Source organism: Aureimonas phyllosphaerae (assembly GCF_047943035.1).
In the GTDB taxonomy this organism is placed as follows: domain Bacteria; phylum Pseudomonadota; class Alphaproteobacteria; order Rhizobiales; family Rhizobiaceae; genus Aureimonas; species Aureimonas phyllosphaerae.
Map to the genome: position 1 here is coordinate 1,167,206 of NZ_CP181348.1, position 21,828 is coordinate 1,189,033.

General features: G+C 69.6%; 26 protein-coding genes. 14 read left to right on the forward strand and 12 right to left on the reverse strand.

Annotated elements, in window-relative coordinates:
• Nucleotides 1-31: 31 nt before the first annotated feature.
• The 6 genes from ACLNGM_RS05350 (at nt 32) to ACLNGM_RS05375 (ending at nt 4,736) form a co-directional block, all read left to right on the forward strand.
• Complete coding sequence (locus ACLNGM_RS05350) at nt 32-190, forward strand: hypothetical protein (protein ID WP_175526851.1); 159 nt, start codon at nt 32-34, stop codon at nt 188-190.
• Between the two features lie 91 nt (nt 191-281).
• Nucleotides 282-1,304, forward strand: coding sequence for a LacI family DNA-binding transcriptional regulator (locus ACLNGM_RS05355; RefSeq protein ID WP_416357506.1), 1,023 nt, complete (start codon nt 282-284; stop codon nt 1,302-1,304).
• Nucleotides 1,305-1,370: 66 nt separating this feature from the next.
• A complete protein-coding gene (locus tag ACLNGM_RS05360; protein WP_416357507.1) occupies nt 1,371-2,117 on the forward strand; it encodes an SDR family NAD(P)-dependent oxidoreductase in 747 nt (248 codons plus the stop codon).
• A 13-nt stretch (nt 2,118-2,130) separates the two neighbouring features.
• Nucleotides 2,131-2,982 (forward strand): fumarylacetoacetate hydrolase family protein, encoded by an 852-nt coding sequence (locus ACLNGM_RS05365; protein WP_416357508.1) that lies wholly within the window; start codon nt 2,131-2,133, stop codon nt 2,980-2,982.
• Between the two features lie 61 nt (nt 2,983-3,043).
• A complete protein-coding gene (locus ACLNGM_RS05370; protein WP_416357509.1) occupies nt 3,044-3,571 on the forward strand; it encodes a transcriptional regulator in 528 nt (175 codons plus the stop codon).
• 145 nt (nt 3,572-3,716) lie between these two features.
• Nucleotides 3,717-4,736, forward strand: coding sequence for a zinc-dependent alcohol dehydrogenase family protein (locus ACLNGM_RS05375; RefSeq protein WP_416357510.1), 1,020 nt, complete (start codon nt 3,717-3,719; stop codon nt 4,734-4,736).
• On the opposite strand, the gene ACLNGM_RS05380 is transcribed toward ACLNGM_RS05375, so the two are convergent.
• The 4 genes from ACLNGM_RS05380 to queF form a co-directional block, all read right to left on the reverse strand.
• Nucleotides 4,733-5,692 carry a glutathione S-transferase family protein gene (locus tag ACLNGM_RS05380; protein WP_416357511.1) on the reverse strand — a complete coding sequence of 320 codons (960 nt, stop codon included), beginning with the start codon at nt 5,690-5,692 and terminating at the stop codon, nt 4,733-4,735. The two genes, ACLNGM_RS05375 and ACLNGM_RS05380, sit on opposite strands and share 4 nt — an antisense overlap.
• 1 nt (nt 5,693) lies before the next feature.
• Entirely contained in the window at nt 5,694-6,551 is an 858-nt protein-coding gene (locus ACLNGM_RS05385; RefSeq protein ID WP_416357512.1) for a VOC family protein, read from the reverse strand.
• 101 nt (nt 6,552-6,652) lie between these two features.
• The gene (ribB, locus tag ACLNGM_RS05390) at nt 6,653-7,768 is read right to left on the reverse strand and encodes a 3,4-dihydroxy-2-butanone-4-phosphate synthase (protein WP_416357513.1); all 1,116 of its coding nucleotides are present in this window, start codon (nt 7,766-7,768) and stop codon (nt 6,653-6,655) included.
• 127 nt (nt 7,769-7,895) lie between these two features.
• Nucleotides 7,896-8,354, reverse strand: coding sequence for a preQ(1) synthase (queF, locus tag ACLNGM_RS05395; RefSeq protein ID WP_090963642.1), 459 nt, complete (start codon nt 8,352-8,354; stop codon nt 7,896-7,898).
• Nucleotides 8,355-8,656: 302 nt separating this feature from the next.
• Between queF and ACLNGM_RS05400 the strand changes: the two genes are divergently transcribed.
• Nucleotides 8,657-9,379 (forward strand): TerC family protein, encoded by a 723-nt coding sequence (locus ACLNGM_RS05400; protein ID WP_416357514.1) that lies wholly within the window; start codon nt 8,657-8,659, stop codon nt 9,377-9,379.
• A 104-nt stretch (nt 9,380-9,483) separates the two neighbouring features.
• Here ACLNGM_RS05400 and yacG read toward each other — a convergent pair whose 3' ends face one another.
• The 7 genes from yacG to ACLNGM_RS05435 all read right to left on the reverse strand — a co-directional run bounded on the left by yacG (nt 9,484) and on the right by ACLNGM_RS05435 (nt 14,008).
• The gene (gene yacG / locus ACLNGM_RS05405) at nt 9,484-9,678 is read right to left on the reverse strand and encodes a DNA gyrase inhibitor YacG (protein ID WP_090963645.1); all 195 of its coding nucleotides are present in this window, start codon (nt 9,676-9,678) and stop codon (nt 9,484-9,486) included.
• 12 nt (nt 9,679-9,690) lie between these two features.
• Nucleotides 9,691-10,323 (reverse strand): Maf-like protein, encoded by a 633-nt coding sequence (locus tag ACLNGM_RS05410; RefSeq protein ID WP_090963647.1) that lies wholly within the window; start codon nt 10,321-10,323, stop codon nt 9,691-9,693.
• Nucleotides 10,324-10,330: 7 nt separating this feature from the next.
• Nucleotides 10,331-10,549: a translation initiation factor IF-1 gene (infA, locus tag ACLNGM_RS05415; RefSeq protein WP_055892241.1), complete on the reverse strand. Its 219-nt coding sequence runs from the start codon at nt 10,547-10,549 to the stop codon at nt 10,331-10,333.
• 172 nt (nt 10,550-10,721) lie between these two features.
• Nucleotides 10,722-12,011 carry a UDP-N-acetylglucosamine 1-carboxyvinyltransferase gene (gene murA, locus ACLNGM_RS05420; RefSeq protein WP_416357515.1) on the reverse strand — a complete coding sequence of 430 codons (1,290 nt, stop codon included), beginning with the start codon at nt 12,009-12,011 and terminating at the stop codon, nt 10,722-10,724.
• 118 nt (nt 12,012-12,129) lie between these two features.
• Complete coding sequence (locus tag ACLNGM_RS05425; RefSeq protein ID WP_090963651.1) at nt 12,130-12,288, reverse strand: hypothetical protein; 159 nt, start codon at nt 12,286-12,288, stop codon at nt 12,130-12,132.
• 47 nt (nt 12,289-12,335) lie between these two features.
• Nucleotides 12,336-12,953: a transglutaminase-like cysteine peptidase gene (locus ACLNGM_RS05430; RefSeq protein WP_416357516.1), complete on the reverse strand. Its 618-nt coding sequence runs from the start codon at nt 12,951-12,953 to the stop codon at nt 12,336-12,338.
• A 257-nt stretch (nt 12,954-13,210) separates the two neighbouring features.
• A complete protein-coding gene (locus ACLNGM_RS05435) occupies nt 13,211-14,008 on the reverse strand; it encodes an alpha/beta fold hydrolase (protein ID WP_416357517.1) in 798 nt (265 codons plus the stop codon).
• Nucleotides 14,009-14,213: 205 nt separating this feature from the next.
• On the opposite strand from ACLNGM_RS05435, the gene infC reads away from it, so the two are divergent.
• Entirely contained in the window at nt 14,214-14,753 is a 540-nt protein-coding gene (gene infC, locus ACLNGM_RS05440) for a translation initiation factor IF-3 (RefSeq protein WP_090963710.1), read from the forward strand.
• A 94-nt stretch (nt 14,754-14,847) separates the two neighbouring features.
• Here the strand turns inward: infC and ACLNGM_RS05445 are convergent, their stop codons facing one another.
• On the reverse strand, nt 14,848-15,558 hold the full coding sequence (locus ACLNGM_RS05445) for a hypothetical protein (protein ID WP_416357518.1): 711 nt from the start codon (nt 15,556-15,558) through the stop codon (nt 14,848-14,850).
• Between the two features lie 269 nt (nt 15,559-15,827).
• Between ACLNGM_RS05445 and rpmI the strand changes: the two genes are divergently transcribed.
• The 6 genes from rpmI to pheT all read left to right on the forward strand — a co-directional run bounded on the left by rpmI (nt 15,828) and on the right by pheT (nt 21,805).
• Nucleotides 15,828-16,028: a 50S ribosomal protein L35 gene (rpmI, locus tag ACLNGM_RS05450; protein ID WP_055892255.1), complete on the forward strand. Its 201-nt coding sequence runs from the start codon at nt 15,828-15,830 to the stop codon at nt 16,026-16,028.
• Nucleotides 16,029-16,067: 39 nt separating this feature from the next.
• Nucleotides 16,068-16,484, forward strand: coding sequence for a 50S ribosomal protein L20 (gene rplT / locus ACLNGM_RS05455; protein ID WP_090963659.1), 417 nt, complete (start codon nt 16,068-16,070; stop codon nt 16,482-16,484).
• 200 nt (nt 16,485-16,684) lie between these two features.
• A complete protein-coding gene (gene pheS, locus ACLNGM_RS05460; protein ID WP_416357519.1) occupies nt 16,685-17,767 on the forward strand; it encodes a phenylalanine--tRNA ligase subunit alpha in 1,083 nt (360 codons plus the stop codon).
• A gap of 10 nt (nt 17,768-17,777) precedes the next feature.
• Nucleotides 17,778-18,818: a glycosyltransferase family 2 protein gene (locus ACLNGM_RS05465; RefSeq protein ID WP_416357520.1), complete on the forward strand. Its 1,041-nt coding sequence runs from the start codon at nt 17,778-17,780 to the stop codon at nt 18,816-18,818.
• A gap of 91 nt (nt 18,819-18,909) precedes the next feature.
• Nucleotides 18,910-19,326, forward strand: coding sequence for a hypothetical protein (locus ACLNGM_RS05470; RefSeq protein WP_416357521.1), 417 nt, complete (start codon nt 18,910-18,912; stop codon nt 19,324-19,326).
• Nucleotides 19,327-19,390: 64 nt separating this feature from the next.
• On the forward strand, nt 19,391-21,805 hold the full coding sequence (gene pheT / locus ACLNGM_RS05475) for a phenylalanine--tRNA ligase subunit beta (protein ID WP_416357522.1): 2,415 nt from the start codon (nt 19,391-19,393) through the stop codon (nt 21,803-21,805).
• Nucleotides 21,806-21,828: the final 23 nt, after the last annotated feature.

Here is a 21,828-nt window from a genome sequence, read left to right on the forward strand (position 1 = left end):
CGCCTCCGGTGATCAACGAGGGAGTGCGGGCATGCGAGAGGGCAGGCGGACGAAATCGCAGGCGACGGTGCTGATCGTCGTGGCCATTCTCGTGGCCCTGTTCCTGATCGGGCTCTGGTCCGACGGGTTCGGCCTGATGGGAACCGAGATGGCGCCCGGCACGACGACGCCGCCCGGCAATCCGACCTGACGAGTGCCGGGCTTGGCGGGGGCGCCTCCGCCTCGCTATGACGGGTGGCCGGGACGCGCTGTGCGCCCGGCACCGGAGACGCGGATCACGCATGAACGCCGACAGGCAGAGCCGGGCGACGATCAAGGACGTCGCGCGCGAGGCGGGCGTCTCGGCGATGACCGTGTCCAACGTCATCAACAACAAGACGCAGTTCGTGGGGGCGGCGGCCCGTGCCCGGGTCGAGGAGGCGATCGCGCGCCTCGGCTACCGCCGTCAGTCAAGCGCGCGCAACCTGCGGGGGCAGGGGCCGCGCTCGATCGGCATGGTTATCGTCGACGAATCGCCGGCCTTCCTCGCCAACTTCTTCACCGCGCAGCTCGTCGCGGGTCTTGCCAACGTCCTCAACCGCGCGGACTGGACGCTGACGCTCTCCGGGCTCCATCCCGACCAGCTCGCCGCCTCCAGCCTGATGCGGACCTATGACGTCGGCGGCCTCTGCGCCATGGTGTCGGGCGAGCGCGCGGCGCGCCACGACATCGTGCGGCGCCTTAGCGACCTCGGCCAGCCGGTGGTCCTCTTCCAGGAGGTGGTGGAGACCGAAGGGCGCGACCTCTGCCTCGTGCGCCAGGACGACCGGGGGGGCGGCCGGCGGGTCGGCGCCCATCTCCAGCGTCTTGGCGTGTCGCGCGTCCTCGCGATGCTGCCGCGCCAGAGCTGGCCGGCGATCGAGAACCGGCTCGGCGGTCTCGGCCAGGGGTTGGGTGCCGAGCCGGCCGATGTCCTGCGCGTCGACCATGACGACTTCTCCGCCGTGCAGGAGGCCCTGCGCCTGTGGATCGCCGAAAATGGCCTGCCGGGCGCGGTCTGGGGCGCCAACGACCAGATCGCCTCGGCTGCGCTTCTCCATCTTCTCGACCGGGGCGTGGCGGTGCCGGGCGCCGTGCGCGTCGTCGGCTTCAACGACTTCCCCGCCCACCGGCATGCGCGCCCGCGTCTGACGACCCTGGCTTCGCCCGCCTATGAGCTCGGCGAGCGGGCGGGCGAGGCGATGCTGAAGCGCTTGGAAACCGGGCGCTTCGAGACGCAGGACCTGTGCCTTCCCGTCGCCTTTCTCGCCGGGGAGACGGGATGAGAGCGACTTGCAGGCGGTTTCATGTAACGTTAAACAAGGGGCGAGGGCGTCCTTGGGAGGGGAAGCATGAACCGCATCGATCTTGAAGGCCAGGTCGCCGTCGTCACCGGCGGTGCGCAGGGCATCGGCTTTGCCGTCGCGCAGCGTCTCGTCGCGTCCGGCGCCCGCGTCAGCCTCTGGGACACCAACGTCGAGCTCCTGCGCGACGCGGTGGCGGCGCTGGGGGAGGCCGCGTCGTCGCAAACCGTCGACATCACCGATCTCGCCGCTCTCGGCCGCGCCCATGCGGCTGTGGAGGCGGAGGTCGGCCCGGTCTCGATCGTCGTCAATTCCGCCGGCATCGCCGGCAAGAACGCGACGCTCGACGAATACGACCCGGACGAGTGGCGCCGCGTCGTCGAGATCAACCTGAACGGCACGTTCTACGTCAACCGCACCGTGGTGCCGGGCATGAAGGCGCGGAACTACGGGCGCATCGTCAACATCGCCTCGATCGCCGGCAAGGAGGGCAATCCCAACCTGTCCGCCTATTCAGCCGCGAAAGCCGGCGTCATCGGCCTGACGAAGTCGCTCGGCAAGGAACTGGCCAAGCACGACATCGCCGTCAACGCGATCACGCCCGCGACCGCGCGCACGCGCATCCTCGAAACCCTGACGCCCGAGTTCATCGACTACATGCTGGTGCGCATTCCGCGCGGCCGGTTCCTGGAGGTCGAGGAGGCCGCCGCGATGGTGGCCTGGCTCGTCTCCAAGGACAATTCCTTCACAACCGCCTCGGTCTTCGACCTGTCGGGCGGCCGAGCCACCTATTGAGGGGACACCACCCATGAAGCTTCTTCGCGTCGGCCAGAAGGGCCGTGAGCGCCCGGCCATCCGCCTCGAGGACGGAACCCTGCGCGACCTGTCGAGCCTCGTCGACGACATCGCCGGCGAGGCGCTGTCGGACGAGAGCCTCCAGAAGATCCGCGCCGCCGATCTCGCCTCGCTGCCGACGATCGAGGGCGACGAGCGCATCGGCCCCTGTGTCGGTCGCGTCGGCAAGTTCATCTGCGTCGGCCTGAACTACGCCGACCACGCCGCCGAAAGCGGCATGGCGGTGCCCTCCGAACCCGTCCTCTTCATGAAGGCGACGAGCGCCATCGTCGGCCCGAACGACGACGTCGTCATCCCCAAGGGCTCGATCAAGCCGGACTGGGAGGTCGAGCTCGGGGTCGTCATCGGGACCGAGGCGCGTTACGTCTCGGAAGCCGAGGCGCTCGACCACGTCGCCGGCTACTGCGTCGTCAACGACATCTCCGAGCGGCACTTCCAGACCGAGCGCGGCGGCCAGTGGGTCAAGGGCAAGTCGGCCGACACGTTCGGACCGATCGGCCCGTGGCTGGTGACGCGCGACGAGGTCGCCGACCCGCAGGCGCTCTCGATGTGGCTTGAGGTCGACGGCCACCGCTACCAGGACGGCTCGACGAAGACGATGGTCTTCGGCGTCGCCCACCTCGTCCACTACATCTCGCAGTTCATGAGCCTGCAGCCGGGCGACATCATCACCACCGGCACGCCGCCGGGCGTCGGCATGGGCATCAAGCCGGAGCCCGTCTGGCTGAAGGCCGGCAACGTCATGCGCCTCGGCATCGAGGGCCTCGGCGAACAGCGCCAGGACGTGAAGGCCTACGCGGGCTGATCGCTTCGCATTTCGAGACGAGGCCGGCGGAGCGATCCGCCGGCCTTTTCGTTGAGAGGCGATGATCGTCTTTCTCGACTTCGAGGCCTCGTCCCTCAACGCTAAGAGCTTTCCCGTCGAGGTCGCCTGGGTCTTCGAGACCGGCGAAGGGGAAAGCCATCTCATCCGCCCCCAGCCGGACTGGACCGACTGGGAGGCGGAGGCCGAGGGCATCCACGGCCTGTCGCGCGAACGGCTGGAGCGCGAGGGCATGCCGGCTGATGCGCTGGCGCGGCGGATGCTGGATGTCCTCGGGCCCCACGCGCTCTATGCCAGCGCGCCGTCCTGGGACGGGAAGTGGCTGAGCGTGCTCCTGCGCGGCGGCGGCCAGCCGCGCCACGCGCTCCGGCTGAAGGATACGGAAGACGCGCGGGCCGATCTCGTCGCCCGCCATCTCGGGCCGGGGCGGGACGAGGAGGCGCGGGCGATCCTCGCCGAGATCGAACGGATGGGGCGCGACGCCACGCCCGAGCATCGGGCGCTCGGCGACGCCGAACGCGAGCGGCAGCTCTGGCTGGAAGCCGGGCGCCGCGCTAGCGCGAAGGCGTGAGCCGAAGCCGGCTTCCTGTCGCCCGAACAAACCTCGCGCCGGGGCTTTCGTCGTCTGGACTTTCCCGCCCCGGCTGGCGATCCTCTGCATTGCGTGCGAAGCAGCCGAGGAGGATCGGCGCGGCTCGGCGCCGGGAGGACATGACATGCGGGCGATCCGTCTGGAGGGCGTCGGACAGCTGGCCGTGCGCGATCTCGAAACGCCGGTGCCGGGCGAGGGCGACCTTCTCGTCCGGGTCGAGGCCTGCGGCATCTGCGGCACCGACCGCCATCTCTTCCACGGCGAGTTTCCCTCGCGCCCGCCGGTGACGCTCGGCCACGAGTTCGCCGGCACGGTGGAAGCCGTCGGGCCCGGCGTGACACGCTTCGGCCCGGGCATGATGGTGACGGGCGATCCCAACATCGCCTGCGGCCGCTGCCCCGAATGCCACCGCGGGCGGGTGCATCTCTGCCGAAACCTCCAGGCGATCGGTATCCATCGCGACGGCGGCTTCGCCACCCACGTCCTCGTGCCGGAGACGCAGGCCCATCGCCTGCCGGACGGATTCGATCCCGTGCACGGCGCCTTCACGGAGCCGCTCGCCTGCTGCATCCACGGGATGGACGTCGCGGCTCCGAAGCCCGGCGAGACGGTCGTCGTCCTCGGCGGCGGCCTGATCGGCCTCCTCATCGTCCAGCTCGCACGCCTTGCCGGTGCATCGCGGATCGTCCTCGCGACCCGCAGCGCGGACAAGAGGGCCCTGGCCGAGCGGCTCGGCGCGACCGACACGGTGGATGCCGGGCATTCCGATGCGGAGCGCCGGATCGCGGGCGAAAACGGTCTCATGCCGGGCGGCGCCGATCTCGTGGTCGAGGCGGCCGGTGTCGCCGAGACGGTGGCACAGGCGCCGCGCCTCGCGGCGCGCGGTGGCCGCGTGCTTCTTCTCGGCGTCCTGCCGCAGGGCGAAAAGGTCGAGATCGAACCCTTCGACCTCCTCTTCCGCGAGGTCCAGTTCCTGACCTCGTTCGTCAACCCCTTCACCCATGCGCGGGCCGCGGCGCTTCTGGCCGCGGGCGCGATCGACGTCGCCCCGCTCGTCTCGCGCCGCGTCACGCTGCAGGAGGGCGCCGAGGCGATCTCGGCCCAAGCGCCCGCCGGCGAGATCCGCGCGATCGTCGTTCCCTAGAGCCCGAGGCTCGCCAGGTCCGGCCCGAGCGGCACGACACCGTTCGGGTTCAGTGCCCGGATCGAATAGTAGCCGCGCTTGATGTGGTCGATCGACACGGTCTCGCGCACACCGGGCACATCCAGCATCCGCCTGGTATGGGCGGTGAGGGCGGGATAGCTCGACAGCGGCTGGCGGTTGCACTTGAAGAGGCCGTGATAGGCGGCGTCGAAGCGGACGAGCGTGACGAAAAGGCGGATGTCGGTCTCGGTGAGCCGGCGCCCGAAGAGGAACGGTCCGCCTGCTGCGAGACAGTCCTCCAGCGCGTCGAGCGCCTCGAAGACGGCGGCGTAGGCGTCCTCGTAGGCGTCCTGCGTCGTCGCGAAGCCAGCGCGGTAGACGCCGTTGTTGAGGCGCGGATAGATCCAGTCGTTGAGTGCGTCGATCTCCGGCTCGAGGTCGGCGGGTCGCAGGTCGAGGTCGCCCCGCGCCAGCGTGCCGAAGCCGGAATTGAACATCCGCAGGATGTCGGCGGACTCGTTGTTGACGATCGTGCCGCGCCGCTTGTCCCAGAGGACGGGCACCGTCGCACGGCCGTTCACGTGCGGGTCGGCGCGGGTGTAGAGTTCGTGGACGAAGCGCGCGCCGTTGACCGCATCGTCCGTCGAGCCCGCGCCCGTGCCGAAGCGCCAGCCCTCGGCTCCAAGCTCCGGACGAACCACCGAGACGGACACGACGTCCTCCAACCCCTTCAGCCGCTGCGCGATCAGCGCGCGCGAGGCCCAGGGGCAAATGAGGGCGACATAGAGGTGGTAGCGGCCGGCTTCCGCCGGGAACCCGCCGTCGCCGGTCGGCCCGGCCGAGCCGTCCGGGGTGACGAAGTGGCGGAAGCTCGAGGTCTGGCGGACGAAGCCGCCCTTGGCGTCCGTGCCCTGCACCGGCTGCCAGTTTTCCGCCCAACGGCCATCGACCAGCATCTCAGCCTCGCTTCAGCGTGATGCCGACCCCGGCGGGATCGGTCAGGTGGATCGCCTCCCGCTCCCGCGCGGCCGTCGCGCCCGACGCGAGGATCGCGGCCTCGGCCGCCCCGAAGGCCGCCTCGTCGCGGGCAAGGAGCTCGAAGCCCCTGAGACCGGTGGCCGAGGGATCGCGGGCAGGAGCGCCGCGGCTGTTCCAGATGTTGCCGGCGACGTGGTGGTGATAGCCGCCGCTCGACAGGAAGGTGGCGCTCGGCATGCGCTGCATCACGTCGAGACCGAGAGCGGTCGCGTAGAAGCGCTCTGACTCGGCGACGTCGCCGACCTGGAGGTGGACATGCCCGACCGTGGTGCCCGTGGGCGCGCCGGCAAAGGCGCCGCCGGCGCCGGCGGCCAGCAGCGCCTGCATGTCGAGGGGATCGGACATCATCTGCAGCGCGCCGCCCGCGCGCGGCCATTCGGCCCCGGCCCGGTCGGCATAGACCTCGATGCCGTTTCCCTCGGGATCGGCGAGGTAGATCGCCTCGCTGACGCCATGGTCCGAGGCGCCCTGAAGCGGGGCGCGCAGGTCCGCCGCGTGGCGCAGCCAGCGGCCGAGCGATGCGCGGTTGGGCAGGAGGAAGGCGGTGTGGAAGAGGCCCGCCGCGCGGCGGCCGGAGAGGGGCGCCGACCGATCCTCGGTCAGCGCCAGGAAAGCGCGTGGTCCCGCGCCGAGATGCATGGTCGCGCCGTCCCGACCGATCTCGGCAAGGCCAATCACCTCGCGGTAGAAGTCGGCCATGCGGGCGAGGTCGCGCACCACGAGCGACACCGTGCCGATGCGCAGCGGCGTCGCGGGGATGGGGTCAGGCGGGCTCATGGGCGGGGCTCCGGGTAACGCCGGCGCGGGAGAGCGCCGACGGGTTCCCTGTCAGATAAGCCCCGAGGGGCCCTCCTGCCGAGGGCCTTCCCGTTGAACGGTCAGTCGTCGACGAGGATCGTGTCGGCGACCTCGATGCCAAAGCCGGTGAGGCCGACATAGGCGCGCTCGTGAGTGGCGAGCACCGAGATCGAGCGCACGCCGATGTCGCGCAGGATCTGTGCGCCGATGCCGACCTCGCGCCAGCGCTGGCGGCGCGCCTTGGCGCTGCCGTGGCGCTCGCCGTCGGTCACCGGCTCGCCGGGCGTCGGTGCGGCCTCGAACTGGTCGACCTCGGGCGTGCGCAGGAGCATCAGGATGCCCTGGCCGCGGTCCTTCAGCTTGTCGACGGCGAGCTCCACCCAGCTCGGGCGACCGCGCACCTTGGCGAAGAGGTCGTTGACCGGCTGCTCGCGATGGATACGCGTCGGCACCTTCTCGGCGTAGCGCACATCGCCGAACAGGGCGACGACGTGCTGCATGTCGTCGAACGGCGTCTCGTAGACGCGGATGCGTCCCTTGAGGCCGCCGATCATCATCTCCTCCTCGCGCACGCAGCGCACGAAGCTCTCGCGCCGGATGCGGTAGGAGATGAGGTCCTCGATCGAGACGATCTTGAGGCCGTGCTCGCGCGCGAAGGGAATGAGCTCGGGCAGGCGCTTCACCGTGCCGTCGTCGTTGACGACCTCGGCCAGAACCCCGACCGGCGGCAAGCCGGCGAGCGTGGCGAGATCGGTGCCCGCTTCCGTGTGGCCGGAGCGGGTAAGGACGCCGCCCTCGCGCGCGATCAGCGGGAACATGTGGCCGGGGCGCAGGAACTCCGAGCCCGGCACATTGTCGTTGGACAGGGCCCGCGCGGTCGCCGCGCGCTCTTCCGCCGCGATGCCGGTCGTCATGCCGACGCGGTAGTCGACCGACACGGTGAAGGCGGTGCGCATCGGATCGAGATTGTTGGCGACCATCGGCGGCAGGTTCAGCCGGTTCGCCCGCTCGCCCGTCATCGGCACGCACAGGATGCCGCTCGTGTGGCGGATCATGAAGGCCATCTTCTCCGGCGTCGCGCGCGCGGCCGCCATGATGAGGTCGCCCTCGTTCTCGCGGTCGGTGTCGTCCACCACCACCACGAGTTCGCCCGCGGCGATCGCGGCGATCGCGTCCTCGACCTTGTCCAGTTCCATGCGGCGTTCCCCCGAAAGTCCTTGTCACGCCGCGTGTAGACGGGCGCGCGCCGCCGATCAACGGCGACGGAGCGTTCGCCCGAGCGTTCCCCGGCGAAGCGGCCTCGCCGCGCCGCCGGGGAACGCCTCAGCCGCGCCCGCGATAGGGCGGCACGCCCTGGTCGGGCAGGAAGACGCCCTCCGGCGGCGCGCCGGTCTGCCAGAACACGTCGATCGGGATGCCGCCGCGCGGATACCAATAGCCGCCGATGCGCAGCCAGAGCGGCTGCGTCGCCTCCACGATGCGCCGCGCCACCATCACGGTGCAGTCCTCGTGGAAGGCGCCGTGGTTGCGGAAGGAGACGAGGAAGAGCTTCAGCGACTTCGATTCGACGAGGCGCTGGTCGGGCGCATAGTCGATCACGAGATGGGCGAAATCCGGCTGCCCGGTGACCGGGCAGAGCGAGGTGAATTCGGGGCAGGCGAAGCGCACGATCGCGGGCGGGCCCTCGCGCCGGGTGTAGGGCACGGTCTCGAGGACGGCGTCCTCGGGGCTGGCGGCGGGGCGCGCCTCGGCGCCGAGCTGGGTCAGGGTGGTGGTTGTCATCGGGCGGGCCTCGGGTGGACGTGTCGGCGGATGGCCTAGACCCGCACGCCCGTCGGTTCAACCTTGGCCCGCCATCCATCACGCGTCTTGCAACTTTGCGTGAGGACCGATAAGGCCGGAGGGCCAGGCCGGGCCCCTCTGGCAGTCGCATGATGCGGCTGCGATGTCGGACTGGCGGACGATTTTCTCCATCCGCGACCCGTCGCCTGCGAGCCCCGTCCGCCGACTGAACACCAGCCGCGCGTCCAAAGGTCTCGTCCCGCATGGGTTGCCCATCCGCTGGAGCGGCGGGAAAGGCCCCCATGTTCGAACTCCTCACACCCGAAGGCTGGCTGGCGCTCGGCCAGATCATCATCATGGACGTCGTCCTCGCCGGCGACAACGCGATCGTCATCGGTCTGGCCGTCGCCGGCCTGCCGGTCGACCAGCGCAAGAAGGCGATCTTCTGGGGCATCGCGGCCGCGACGATCCTGCGCATCGCCTTCACCGTCGTCGCGACGCAGCTTCTCGCCATCGTCGGCCTCCTCCTAGCCGGCGGCCTCCTGCTTCTGTGGGTCTGCTGGAAGATGTGGAGCGAGCTGCGCGCGCCCGAGCACGACGCTCATGGCGAAGCCGGCCTCGACGGGACGGCGGCGGGCAAGCCGCGCAAGACGCTGGCGCAGGCGACCCTCCAGATCATCGTCGCCGACGTCTCGATGTCGCTCGACAACGTGATCGCGGTGGCGGGCGCCGCCGAGGGCCATCACTGGACGCTCCTTGCCTTCGGTCTTCTCCTGTCGATCGCGCTGATGGCCTTCGCCGCCAACTTCATCGCCAAGCTCCTCAACCGCCATCGCTGGATCGCCTATGTCGGCCTTGCCGTGATCCTGTTCGTGGCCGTCGAGATGGTGCTGAAGGGCCTTGTGCAGGTCTATCCGCCGGCGGGCGAATACATCCCGTTCGCCATCGAGGACACCGCCCATCCGGCGCTGCCGGCCGGCACGGGGCAGGGCGCACCCGCTACGACCTCGGCGCCCGCACAGTAACCTGGTCCAAGGTCCGCGCCGTTTCGGGGGGCGGGCCTTTCGACATGAAAAAGCCGGCGGCTGCGATGCAGTCCGCCGGCTTTTTCATGTCTTGGGTCGCGGGTTCAGCCTCGGTCGTCGTCGTCCGGCGACACGGTCTCGTCCTCGGGGCCCGGAATGACGTAGGCGCCCGACAGCCAGCGGTGAAGATCGACGTCCTTGCAGCGCGGCGAGCAGAACGGGAAGGTCGCCCGGTCGGACGGGCGGCCGCATTCGGGGCACTTGCGGGCCGCGCGCAGGCCCGTGATCTCGGCGCTCATGGCAGGGCGCCCTCAGGTCAGCGGGGCGGCGCCCGGCCGGGGCACCACGAAGCCCTCGCCCGTCAGGAGCGACAGGGTCTCGTACAGCGGCAGGCCGACGACGTTGGAATAGGAGCCGACGAGGCGCACCACGAAGGCGCCGGCGAGGCCCTGGATGGCGTAGCCACCCGCCTTGCCCTGCCACTCGCCGCTCTCGACGTAGCGCTCGATGTCGTCGCGCGACAGGCGCTTGAAGCGGATGCGCGTTTCGACGAGACGCTGGCGCGCCTTGCCGCCCGGCGTGACGACGCAGACGCCGGTAAAGACGCGGTGCGAGCGGCCGGACAGGAGGCGCAGGTTGGTGACGGCGTCGTCGGCGATCTCGGCCTTGGGCACCACCTGCCGACCCAGCGACACCACGGTGTCGGCGCCGAGCACGAACGTGTCCTTCGTCTCGCCGCGCGCGGCGATCGCCTCAAAGGCCTTCAGAGCCTTTGCCTTCGACAGGCGCTTGGCGAGCGAGCGCGGGTGCTCGGAGCGCTCGGGCGTCTCGTCGATCGCGGTCGCGAGCAGGCGTGCCGGCTCGATGCCGACCTGCTGCAGGAGCTCGAGCCGGCGCGGCGACCCGGAGGCGAGCACCAGCGCGCTGTGGGGCGTGGCCGGCATCGGCGTCTTACTTGAAGCGGTAGGTGATGCGGCCCTTGGTCAGGTCGTAGGGCGTCATCTCGACGAGAACCTTGTCGCCCGTCAGAACGCGGATGCGGTTCTTGCGCATCCGGCCCGCCGTGTGGGCGATGATCTCGTGGTCGTTCTCGAGCTTGATGCGGAAGGTCGCGTTGGGCAGCAGTTCGGTGACCGTGCCGGGGAACTCGAGAACTTCTTCTTTCGCCATGCGGGTATCGGGCCTCGTTGCGGGGCAGGACGACGTCTCGCGTCCTCCCCTTGAGAATCTGGGGTCGCCGGGTGCGGCGACCTCGTCAATGGGTGAATTTGCGCCCTAGATCGGATTTCACGCGGCAAAAAGCAAGCCTGCGCTCCGCTTTCCGCCGCCCGACCGCCGTATCTCAGCCCGAAATGCGCTCGACCTCGGCCCCGCAGGCGCCGAGTTTCTCCTCCAGCCGCTCGAAGCCGCGGTCGAGGTGATAGACGCGGTTGACGACCGTCTCGCCGTCGGCGACAAGGCCCGCGATCACGAGGCTGACCGAGGCGCGAAGATCGGTTGCCATGACAGGCGCGCCGACGAGACGAGGCACGCCTTCGATGCGCGCCATCTGGCCGGACAGCGAGATCCTAGCCCCAAGCCGAGCCAGCTCCTGCACGTGCATGAAGCGGTTCTCGAAGATCGTCTCGGTGATGTGCGAGACGCCGTCCGAGCGCGTCATCAGCGCCATGAACTGGGCCTGGAGATCGGTCGGGAAGCCGGGGAACGGATCGGTCACGACGTCGACCGGCCGGATGCCGCCGCCGTTGCGGCGCACGCGCAGGCCGTTCGGCGTGTCGGTGATCTCGGCGCCCGCGTCGCCGAGCGCCGTCAGTGCGGTCTGCAGGAGGTCGGAATGGGTGCCTTCCAGCGTCACGTCGCCGCCGGTCATCGCGACCGCCATCGCATAGGTGCCGGTCTCGATGCGGTCGGGCAGCACGCGGTGGCGCGCGCCCGACAGCGCGGTGACGCCGTCGATCGTGATGGTCGAGGTCCCGGCGCCCGAGATCTTGGCGCCCATCGCGTTGAGGCAGGCGGCAAGGTCCGCCACCTCCGGCTCGCGGGCGGCGTTCTCGATCACGGTCTGGCCCTTGGCGAGCGAGGCCGCCATCATCATGACATGCGTCGCGCCGACCGAGACCTTGGGGAAGGTGTAGCGGTTGCCGACGAGCCCGCCCTTGGCCTCGGCGACGATGTAGCCGGCGTCGATGTCGATCGTGGCGCCAAGCGCCTGCAGGCCCTCGATGAAGAGGTCGACGGGCCGCGTGCCGATGGCGCAGCCGCCTGGCAGCGAGACGCGTGCCTTGTGGCAGCGGGCGAGCAGCGGACCGATCACCCAGAAGCTCGCGCGCATCTTGGAGACGAGCTCGTAAGGGGCGGTGGTGTCGACGATGGTGCGGGCGGTGAAGTGGATGGTGCGCCCCGAGGCGGCATGTGTCGCCAGCCGCTTGCCCGACACGGTGTAGTCGACGCCGTGGTTGCCGAGGATGCGGATCAGCTGCTCGACGTCGGCCAGATGCGGCACGTTCTCGAGCGTCAGCGTGTCGTCGGTGAGGAGCGAGGCGATCATCAGCGGCAGAGCCGCGTTCTTGGCGCCCGAGATCGGGATCGTCCCGTTGAGGGCGTTGCCGCCGCGAATGCGAATGCGATCCATGGGAATTCCAGCGCCTTGGCCGACGGACGGGACCGACGGACTCGTCAAAGCGCGTGTCCTACACGAGCGGCCCGTGTGGATCAAATTCGCGCCACCGGTCTTCCGGCCGCCGGTCGTCTCAGTGCGGGCGCAGGAGGACGTCGAGGCCGAAGACGACCATCGCGACGATCGCGAGCTTCCAGAAGTCGCCGCGGCGCCGGAAGCCCGGCAGGCCGATCGGGCGGATGATCTGGAGGATCATCACGAGGATGATCAGGAAGGAGAAGAGCTTGTTCATCAAGCTCCGCTCTTAGACCGTGCCACCCTGTCTGTCGCGTGGGGCCGTCAGCGCGAGACCGAGGAGACCAGCGGCTCCGGCGCGTTCTCGATCTCCAGCCACTCGCCGGCATTTGTCGGCGACTGCCGCTTCACGAAGCGGTAGGGCACCTCGGTCCAGCGGCGCACGCGCCAGTCGAGATTGTCGAGCACGAAGTCGCCGGACGCGGTGCGCAGCGTCAGGATGGCGTGGCCGGTGCCGTCGAGCTTGTTGACCACCGTCAGCAGGAGGTCCGACAGGGAGATGCCGGCCGCATGGAGGCGGGCCCGCTTCAGAAGCGCGTAGTCCTCGCAGTCGCCCTTGTTGTCGGTCGGGAAGGTCCAGTACTCCTCCTGACCGTAGAGCGCCTGGTCGCTCACCGGCTGGATCTCGGCATTCACCGCGAGGTTGATCTTGGCGACCTTGGCCATCAGCGCGTCGTCGAGCACGGGGGGCACCTCGCCGGCGTCGGCGGTCGGTCCGCATTCCTCCGGCTGGCGCTCGCAGAAGGCCTTGTGGCCGAAGGGCTGCTTGATGGGGTCGCCCACCACCATGGCGTCGCCGGGCAGGGCCGCGCCGGCTGCCAGGGCAGCCGCCGAATGCAGGCAAAGTACGACCGTCACGCCGAGAAAGCGCCGAAAAATCATCACGATCTCCGTCGAGCGAGCGACCCGTCATCGCTCGCGGACTATCGTGTGTGCAGTGCCAGAAGCTGTCAATCACCCAAAAACAGCGAAGGCGAAATAGGCGAGTGGGATCGGCCGGCAAGGGCGCCGCCTGAAAAGTTTTCCAGCCTGCAAAACTCCATGTGTTGCAGGGGCTTGCCGGCGATCGGGGCGATCGCGGCCGATTGTTGCGCAAACGTCACGATCGCTTGGTGCTGCGCGGCCGCATCGCGTCGGCATCAGGGGTGGGGCGGACGGCTTTCGCGCGCCAGCGCCCGCGCCGCCCGCTCCATGCGGGCGAGATCCTCGGGCCGCGACAGGCGGTGGTCGCCGTCCTCCACGAGCGTCAGCGTCACGCCCGCCGACGGCAGGAGCGAGACGAGTTCGAGCGCATGGCCGTAGGGGACGTCCGGATCCTCCATGCCCTGGATGACGTGGACCGGTACGTCGAGCGCGATCGGCCCCGTCATCACGGCGGCCCGCGCGCCGTCCTCGATCAGCTTGCGGGTGTAGAACGTCGGCTGGTCGGAATAGGGCGAGGGCTCGGCGATGAAGCCGTCGCGCTGGAGCGCCGCGCGGTCCTCCGCCGTCAGCTTCGGCTCGACGAGCCGGCTGGTGAAGTCGGGCGCGGGGGCAAGCAGGAGAAGGGCCTCCACCCGGCTGGGCAGGCGCTGGGCGAGGCGCAGCGCGATCCAGGCGCCCATCGACGAGCCGACGAGGACGAGCGGGCCTTTCGTGCGCGCCGCGATCACCGCGGCGGCGTCTTCCGTCCAGCCCGAGATCGTGCCGTCCTCGAAGCGCCCCTCGGATTCGCCGTGGCCGGAATAGTCGAAGCGCAGGAAGCCGAGCCCCTCGCGCTCGCACAGGGTCGACAGGACCTCGGCCTTGGTGCCGCGCATGTCGGAGCGGAAGCCGCCGAGCCAGACGAGCGTCGGGCCCTCGCCCCGCCCGTCGACCGCGAGATAGGCGAGGCGCTCGCCCGAATGCGGGGCGATCTCGAAACGGGGCGGCAGATGGGGGGCAGGCGCTTCGGTCATTCGGGCCTCCGTGGCGCGGCGATGGCTGAATTCTGGCGTTTTTTCTCAAGGCCCGGCGTGAAATCCGGGCCGGGGCGTGTTATATGAGGCTTCAGTCTCCGGGCAGAAGGTCCGGTCGTGGTGCGCCGCGGCCCCGCCTGTCCCGCCCGGCGCACCGTTTCGAGAATCGACCGTATTCGATCGTCAACAGCCGGAGTCAACGACCATTCGCAGACCATTTCGTGCACCGCCGACCCAGAAGGAGGGGCCGCGCTCCAACCGGGAGATCCGGGTTCCTTCCGTTCAGCTGATCGATGCCGACGGACAGAACCGGGGTGCCATACCCACCCAGGAGGCCCTGGCCCTGGCCGAGGAGGCCGGTCTCGACCTCGTAGAGATCGTGCCGACCGCCGTGCCGCCGGTCTGCAAGATCCTCGATCTCGGCAAGCTCAAGTACGAGGGCCAGAAGAAGGCCTCCGAGCAGCGCAAGCGCCAGAAGGTCATCGAGGTCAAAGAGATCAAGATGCGTCCCAACATCGACGATCACGACTACGAGACCAAGATGAAGGCCGTGCGCCGCTTCTTCGACGAGGGCGACAAGGTCAAGGTCACGCTGCGCTTCCGCGGCCGCGAGATGGCCCACCAGGAACTCGGCATGCGTCTCCTCAACCGGGTGCGTGAAGAGACCGCCGAGATTTCCAAGGTCGAGGCCGAGCCGAAGCTCGAGGGCCGTCAGATGATGATGGTGCTGGCGCCCAAGGGCTGACCGACCCCGGCATCGCCAGAGCCAAGTCTTGAAGGGCGGCCCGTACGGGTCGCCCTTTTTCGTGCGCATCGCGTTCGGGAATGGCGAGGGGGCGTCAGCGGGCTGGCGTCGCCGATGCCTCGGCCGACGCGGCCGCGCCGATCGCGCGCAGCGTCACCACGGCGCGTACCGCCCAGATCGGCGCAATCGGCGGCCCGGCCGGGCGCATGTGGACCGCAAGATGCGTGCCCTCCGGCCCTGCCATGATCCACCGCGTCTCCGGCGCGCCGTCGAGGAGGACGAGCGCGAGCGCGGCGTCGAAGCGCTCGCCGGTCCGGCGATCTGCCGGGCGCAGCGGCTGGCCAAAGGCGGCAGGACGGAACAGGCGCCGGCTCGACAGGATGTCATCGCCGGCCGGATTGGCGAAGAGGATGCGGCCGCGCGCGTCGAGGAGGAGGGCGGCGTAGGGGAGGGGATCGAGGAGGTGCTCGAGATCCGGGCGCGACGGCGTGCGCCCTCCGGCGATCCTCGTGGCGAGGCCGAGGGCCTCGCCGAGCGGCAGGGTCGCGAGGAGGCCGGTATCGGCGCCGGCGGGCACCCGGATCGTCCAGGTTCCAAGGTCCGGCACCTCGACGACAAAGGCGACGGTATCGCCTCGCGAGGCGGGCGGAAGGCGCTCGCCCGCGGGCGCGATGCCGGTGTCCGGCCCGAGTTCCGCCGCAAGACCTTTCGCCACCGCCTGCCAGCCGGTTCCTTCCAGCACGGCCTCGCCGAGGCGGAGCAAGAGGGCGGCGCGGTGACCGGCAGGGCAGGGGGTGTGGGTCATGGGAGCGGGGACGGAGGGCGATGGAGCGAGTATCGCGTGCAAACCTCTGCAAAGGTTCAATCCGAACGCGAAATTTGGCGGCGATGCGTCGATCTTGCGCGCGCCGCGCGTCGCCTGTATAAGCCGCCCGTTCACGCGAACCGGCCGGCAGGGCATGCCGTGTCGGTTCTGATGCTGTCGTGGCCTCCGATCCTTTGTCGGGATTTGATTCGACCGTTCCTTCGGGTCCGGTCGATGCGGGGCGCGATTTTCCGATCGAGGAGAGCAAAATGCCCAAGATGAAGACCAAATCGGCCGCCAAGAAGCGGTTCCGCATGACCGCCTCGGGCAAGGTCAAGGCGGGCGCCGCCGGCAAGCGCCATGGCATGATCAAGCGCTCCAACGACTTCATCCGCAACGCGCGTGGATCGATGATCCTCAGCGAGGCCGATGCCAAGATCGTCAAGGTCTACATGCCCTACAACCGCTGATCGCGGTCGGGCACTCAAAGATTTCAAGGAGATAAGATCATGGCACGCGTCAAGCGGGGCGTTACGTCCCACGCCAAGCACAAGAAGGTCCTGAAGGCCGCCAAGGGCTTCTACGGCCGTCGCAAGAACACGATCCGCGCCGCCAAGGCGGCCGTCGATCGGTCCAAGCAGTTCGCCACGCGCGATCGCCGCGTCAAGAAGCGCAACTTCCGCGCCCTGTGGATCCAGCGCATCAACGCCGGCGTGCGCGAGCATGGCCTGACCTACGCCCGCTTCATCGACGGCCTGAACAAGGCCGGCATCCAGGTCGACCGCAAGGTCCTCTCGGACATCGCGATCCACGAGCCCGAGGCCTTCGCCGCCCTCGTCGAGCAGTCGCGCACCGCGCTCGGCTACATCAAGGACGCGAGCGAGACCGCTCACGCCCGCGCCGTCGGCGAGAAGCAGGCCGCCTGAGGGCGGTCGACCTTCCGAGGTCGATGACACGCAAAGGCCCGCGGCGTCCGACGCTGCGGGCCTTTTGCTTTTCCAGAGGGCCGCCGCCGGGCGCCCGGGCTTTTTTAAGCGTTTTTCTTCCGCGATCGATGCTGTAGGACGGGCCCGCCGGAACGGGCCATCCCGCCCGGCTTCCCTTCGCCTGCCCGTGAGGACCTGCCGTGACGGACCTGTCCGCGATCGAAGCCCGCTATCTCAACGACGTGGAGAACGCTGCCGACGAAGCCTCGCTCGAGGCCGTGCGCCTCGCCGCGCTCGGCAAGAAGGGCGAGATTTCCGAGCTCCTGAAAGGGCTCGGCAAGATGGACGCCGAGGAGCGGCGCGAGTTCGGGCCGAAGCTCAACGGCCTGCGCGACCGCGTGGCCGAGGCGCTCGGTGCCAAGCGCGAGCGGCTGGCCGATGCCGCGATCGAGGCGCGCCTTGCGGCCGAACGGCTCGACGTGACGCTGCCCGTGCGTCCCTCGCCGGTCGCGCGCGGGCGCATCCACCCGATCAGTCAGGTCGTCGATGAGATCACCGCGATCTTCGCCGACATGGGCTTCTCGGTGGCCGAAGGGCCGGACATCGAGACCGATCGCTACAACTTCACGGCGCTCAACTTCCCCGAGGGCCATCCGGCCCGCGAGATGCACGACACGTTCTTCCTGAAAGCCAAGGACGGGGCGGAGCGCAAGCTCCTGCGCACCCACACCTCGCCCGTGCAGATCCGCACGATGGAAGCGCAAAAGCCGCCGATCCGTATCGTCATCCCCGGCAAGACCTACCGGCAGGATTCGGACGCCACCCACACGCCGATGTTCCATCAGGTGGAAGGGCTCGTCATCGACAAGTCCGCCAACATCGCCAACATGAAGTGGGTACTGACAGAGTTCTGCAAGGCGTTCTTCGAGGTGCCGAGCCTCAACATGCGCTTCCGGCCGAGCTTCTTCCCCTTCACCGAGCCCTCGATGGAGGTCGACATCCAGTGCGACCGCTCCGGTTCCGAGGTGCGCTTCGGCGAAGGCACCGACTGGATGGAGATTCTTGGCTGCGGCATGGTGCATCCCAATGTCCTGCGCGGCGTCGGGCTCGACCCCGACGAGTATCAGGGCTTCGCCTGGGGCATGGGCATCGACCGCATCGCCATGCTGAAATACGGCATGCCGGACTTGCGCGCCTTCTTCGACGCCGACATCCGCTGGGTCGAGCACTACGGCTTCCGCCCGCTCGACATGCCGACGCTGTTCGCCGGCCTCAGCTCGTAACGCTGAACCTATGGCGCGCTCGTTTCGCTATCCGGTGCGCGACCCGGCCGACTGGGCGGCGATGGAGCGGCTCTCGCCGCTCCATCGCCTGGCGCTCGCCCTTCGCGAGCGGCGCTACCGGCGGCGTGCGCGGCCGGCTGACGGGATCGTGCTGACGCCGGCAAGGCCGGAGCGGCCGCTGGCGGCGGACGACCTTGCCCTCGTCTGCACCGTGCGCAATTCGGCGAGCTATCTGCCGGCGTTTCTCACCCACTACCGGCGGCTCGGCGTCACCCGCTTCGTCTTCGTCGACGATCGCTCGGACGACGGCACGGCCGAGCTTCTGGCAAGCGAGCCCGACGTCGACCTCTTCACCTCCAACGTTACCTACGGCGCCGCCGCCTATGGCCGGGTGTGGCGCGACGCGCTGTTCACGCGATACGGCCGGGGTCGCTGGTATCTCAACGTCGACGCCGACGAGTTCCTTCTGTTTCCCGGCTGCGAGACGAGGTCCCTGCGCGACTTCATCGCCGACCTCGAGCGCGCGGGGCTGAAGCGCGGGCTTGCCCCGATGCTCGACCTCTATCCCGACGGACCGCTGCGCGAGGCGGTCTACGATCCCGCGCGGCACCGGCATCCGCTGGAGGTCTCGCCGCTCATCGACGGCGAGGGCTACGAGATCGCCCCCGAGAAGTTCACGCTGGCCGTGCGCGGCGGGCCGCGCACGCGGCTCTTCGGCAACCGGATCCGCCTCACCAAGTTTCCGGTGATCTTCGTGGACGAGGCGACGCAGGAGAACGGCTCCTCGATCCACGGACCCTTGCCGATCGCGCGCAACTTCGCGCCGGTCCACGCCGTGCTCCTCCATTTCAAGTTCTCGTCGGTCTCGGTCGAGGAGTTCGCGCGTCTTGCGAAGGAGGGCGAGCATTTCGGCGGCGGCGTCTTCTATGCCGAGATCGCGGCCTCCGGCGCCTTCAATCCCGACCTGTCGCTGGCATATCCCGGCTCGCTGCGGGTCGGCAGTTCGGACGATCTCGTGGCGCGCGGCTTCATGCAGGACCTGCGTCCCTAGCGCTTCGATTTGACCCGTGCCCCAAAGGCGGGCATCACAGCCGCGCCCGTTCCCGGGGCGTATCGCCCTTCAGCTGACGAGGAAACGCATCATGGCCCGATCCGCCGCCGGCATCGCCCGCTCCGCCGTGGTGGAGACCGTGTCCGTGATCGCCGGCGCGATCATCGGCACGCTGGTGGCCGCCATCTTCGGCTGGCTGTTCCTGTCGCTCGGTTTCGCGACGCTCGCCGCCTCGCCCTCGGTCTACATCCTCGCGCTCGTGACGGTCGCGATCTTCGCGGTGCTCTACGGCTATCTGCCGGCGACGCCCGCCGTCCTCGGCTCGCTGGCGGTCGGCATCCTCCTGCCGACCGTGATCGCCAAGTTCGCCTTCGATTCCACCAAGACGCTGGCAACGCTCCTCATCGTCAACCTCGTCTTCGCCGTGGTCGCTCTGTCGGTCTATCGCTTCGTCCACGCCAGCGGCCTCGTGCGACAGGCGGCATCCGACGTCGCCGACCGCACCTGACCGCTCCCGCCTTCGGCCCGCCGGGTCGCCTCCATCCGTTCCGTTCCCGTTTTTCGAGCCCGTCATGAAGTTCACCCTGTCCTGGCTGAAGGATCACCTCGACACCGACGCCACCCTCGCCGAGATCACCGAACGCCTCACCGCGATCGGCCTCGAGGTGGAATCGCTCGACGACAAGGCCGCCATGCGTGCCTTCACCATCGCGCGCGTCCTCGAGGCCCGCCGCCATCCCGACGCCGACAAGCTGCAGGTGCTCACCGTCGATGCGGGGCCCGCCGTCAACGGGGGCAAGCCGCTGCAGGTCGTCTGCGGTGCGCCGAACGCGCGCGCCGGCCTCGTCGGCGTCCTCGGACTGCCCGGCACCTACGTGCCCGGCCTCGACGTCACGCTCGGCATCGGCAAGATCCGCGGCATCGAGAGCTTCGGCATGATGTGCTCGGAGCGCGAGCTCGAACTCTCCGACGAGCACAACGGCATCATCGATTTGGCCCAGGACGCGCCGGTCGGCACGGCGTTCGCCGACTATGCCGGCCTTGCCGACCCCGTCATCGAGATCAACCTCACCCCCAACCGGCCGGACGCGACGAGCGTCCACGGCATCGCGCGCGATCTCGCGGCGTCGGGCCTCGGCACGCTGAAGGGCGGTGCGGTCGAGCCGGTCGCGGGCGAGGGCGCCTGCCCGGTGACGGTCCGGGTCGAGAGCGAGACCTGTCTCGGCTTCGCGCTGCGCCGCGTGTCGGGTGTGCGGAACGGTCCGTCGCCCGAGTGGATGCAGAAGCGGCTGAAGGCGATCGGCCTTCGCCCGATCAACGCGCTCGTCGACATCACCAACTACGTCACCTTCGACCGGGGCCGCCCGCTCCACGTCTTCGACGCGAAGAAGGTCGCGGGCGACCTCGTGGTCCGGCAGGCGGCGGAGGGCGAGGAGATCCTCGGCCTCGACGGGCGCACGCACGCGTTGAACAAAAGGGTCTGCGTGATCGCCGACGACCGGGGCGTCGAATCGATCGCCGGCATCATGGGCGGCGAGCATTCGGGCTGCGACGAGGGTACCACCGACGTCCTCATCGAATCGGCGCTCTGGGAGCCGCTGGCGATCGCCCGCGCCGGCCGCGCTCTCGGCATCATCACCGATGCGCGCTACCGCTTCGAGCGCGGCGTCGACCCGGCCTTCATGGAGCCGGGGCTGGAGCTCGCGACGCGCCTCGTGATGGATCTGTGCGGCGGCACCCCGAGCGAGGTCGCCCTGACGCCGGCCCGCATCGAGACGCGCGAGGCCATCCGTTTCCCCTTCTCCGAAGTCGAGCGCCTGACCGGCCTCACCGTCGAGCCCGTCCGCCAGGTCGAGATCCTGACGCGGCTCGGGTTCGAGGTGGACGAGCGGCCCAACCACGCCCTGGTCGTCGCGCCGTCCTGGCGTCCGGACATCGAGGGCAAGGCCGACCTCGTGGAGGAGGTCATGCGCCTCGTCGGCGTCGACAACATCGCGCCGCAGCCGCTGCCCGCGATTGCCGGCGTCAACGGCCGCGTGCTCACCCCGCGCCAGGTGCGCGACCGCGCCGCGCGCCGGACGCTCGCCGCCCGCGGGCTGGCGGAGGCCGTCACCTATTCCTTCGTCTCGGCCGAGGCCGCGAAGGCCTTCGGCGGCGGCGAGGCGCACTTGAGCCTCGAGAACCCGATCGCGGCCGACCTCTCCGACATGCGCCCGTCGCTCCTGCCGAACCTCCTGCAGGCGGCGCAGCGCAACGCGCAGCGCGGCTACGGCGATCTCGCGCTCTTCGAGGTCGCTTCGATCTACCGCTCCGACGAGCCGGACGGGCAGCGGCGCGTGGCCGGCGGCGTGCGCCGGGGCACGGCGACCCATGCGGGCGCCGGCCGCGACTGGGCGGGCAATGCCGCAGCGGTCGGCGTCTTCGACGCCAAGGCCGACGCGCTGGCCGTCCTCGAAGCCATCGGCGTGCCGGTCGAGCGGCTGCAGTTCGAGACGCCCGCAAGCCCCTGGTATCATCCGGGCCGCTCAGGGCGGATCAAGCTCGGCCCGAAGACGGTGCTGGCCGAGTTCGGCGAGTTCCATCCGCGCGCTCTGAAAGCCCTCGGCGTGACCGGTTCGGTCGCCGGCTTCGAGGTGTTCCTCGACGAGGCGCCGGAGGGCAAGCGGAAGGCCACGCGGACCAAGCCCGTGCTCCAGCTTTCGGCCTTCCAGCCGGTGAAGCGCGACTTCGCCTTTGTAGTGGATCGCGGGGTGGAGGCGATCAAGCTGATCCGGGCCGCGGAGGGTGCCGATCGCAAGCTGATCGGCGAGGTCCGCCTCTTCGACGTGTTCGAGGGCGCGGCGCTCGGGGCCGACGCCAAGTCGGTCGCGATCGAGGTCACGCTGAACCCGGCCGAGAAGACCCTGACCGACGAGGATCTCGAGGCGGTCTCGAAGAAGATCGTCGCGGCGGTGGAGAAGACGACCGGCGGGCGCCTGCGCGCCTGACCGGACGAGACGACGCAAGAAAG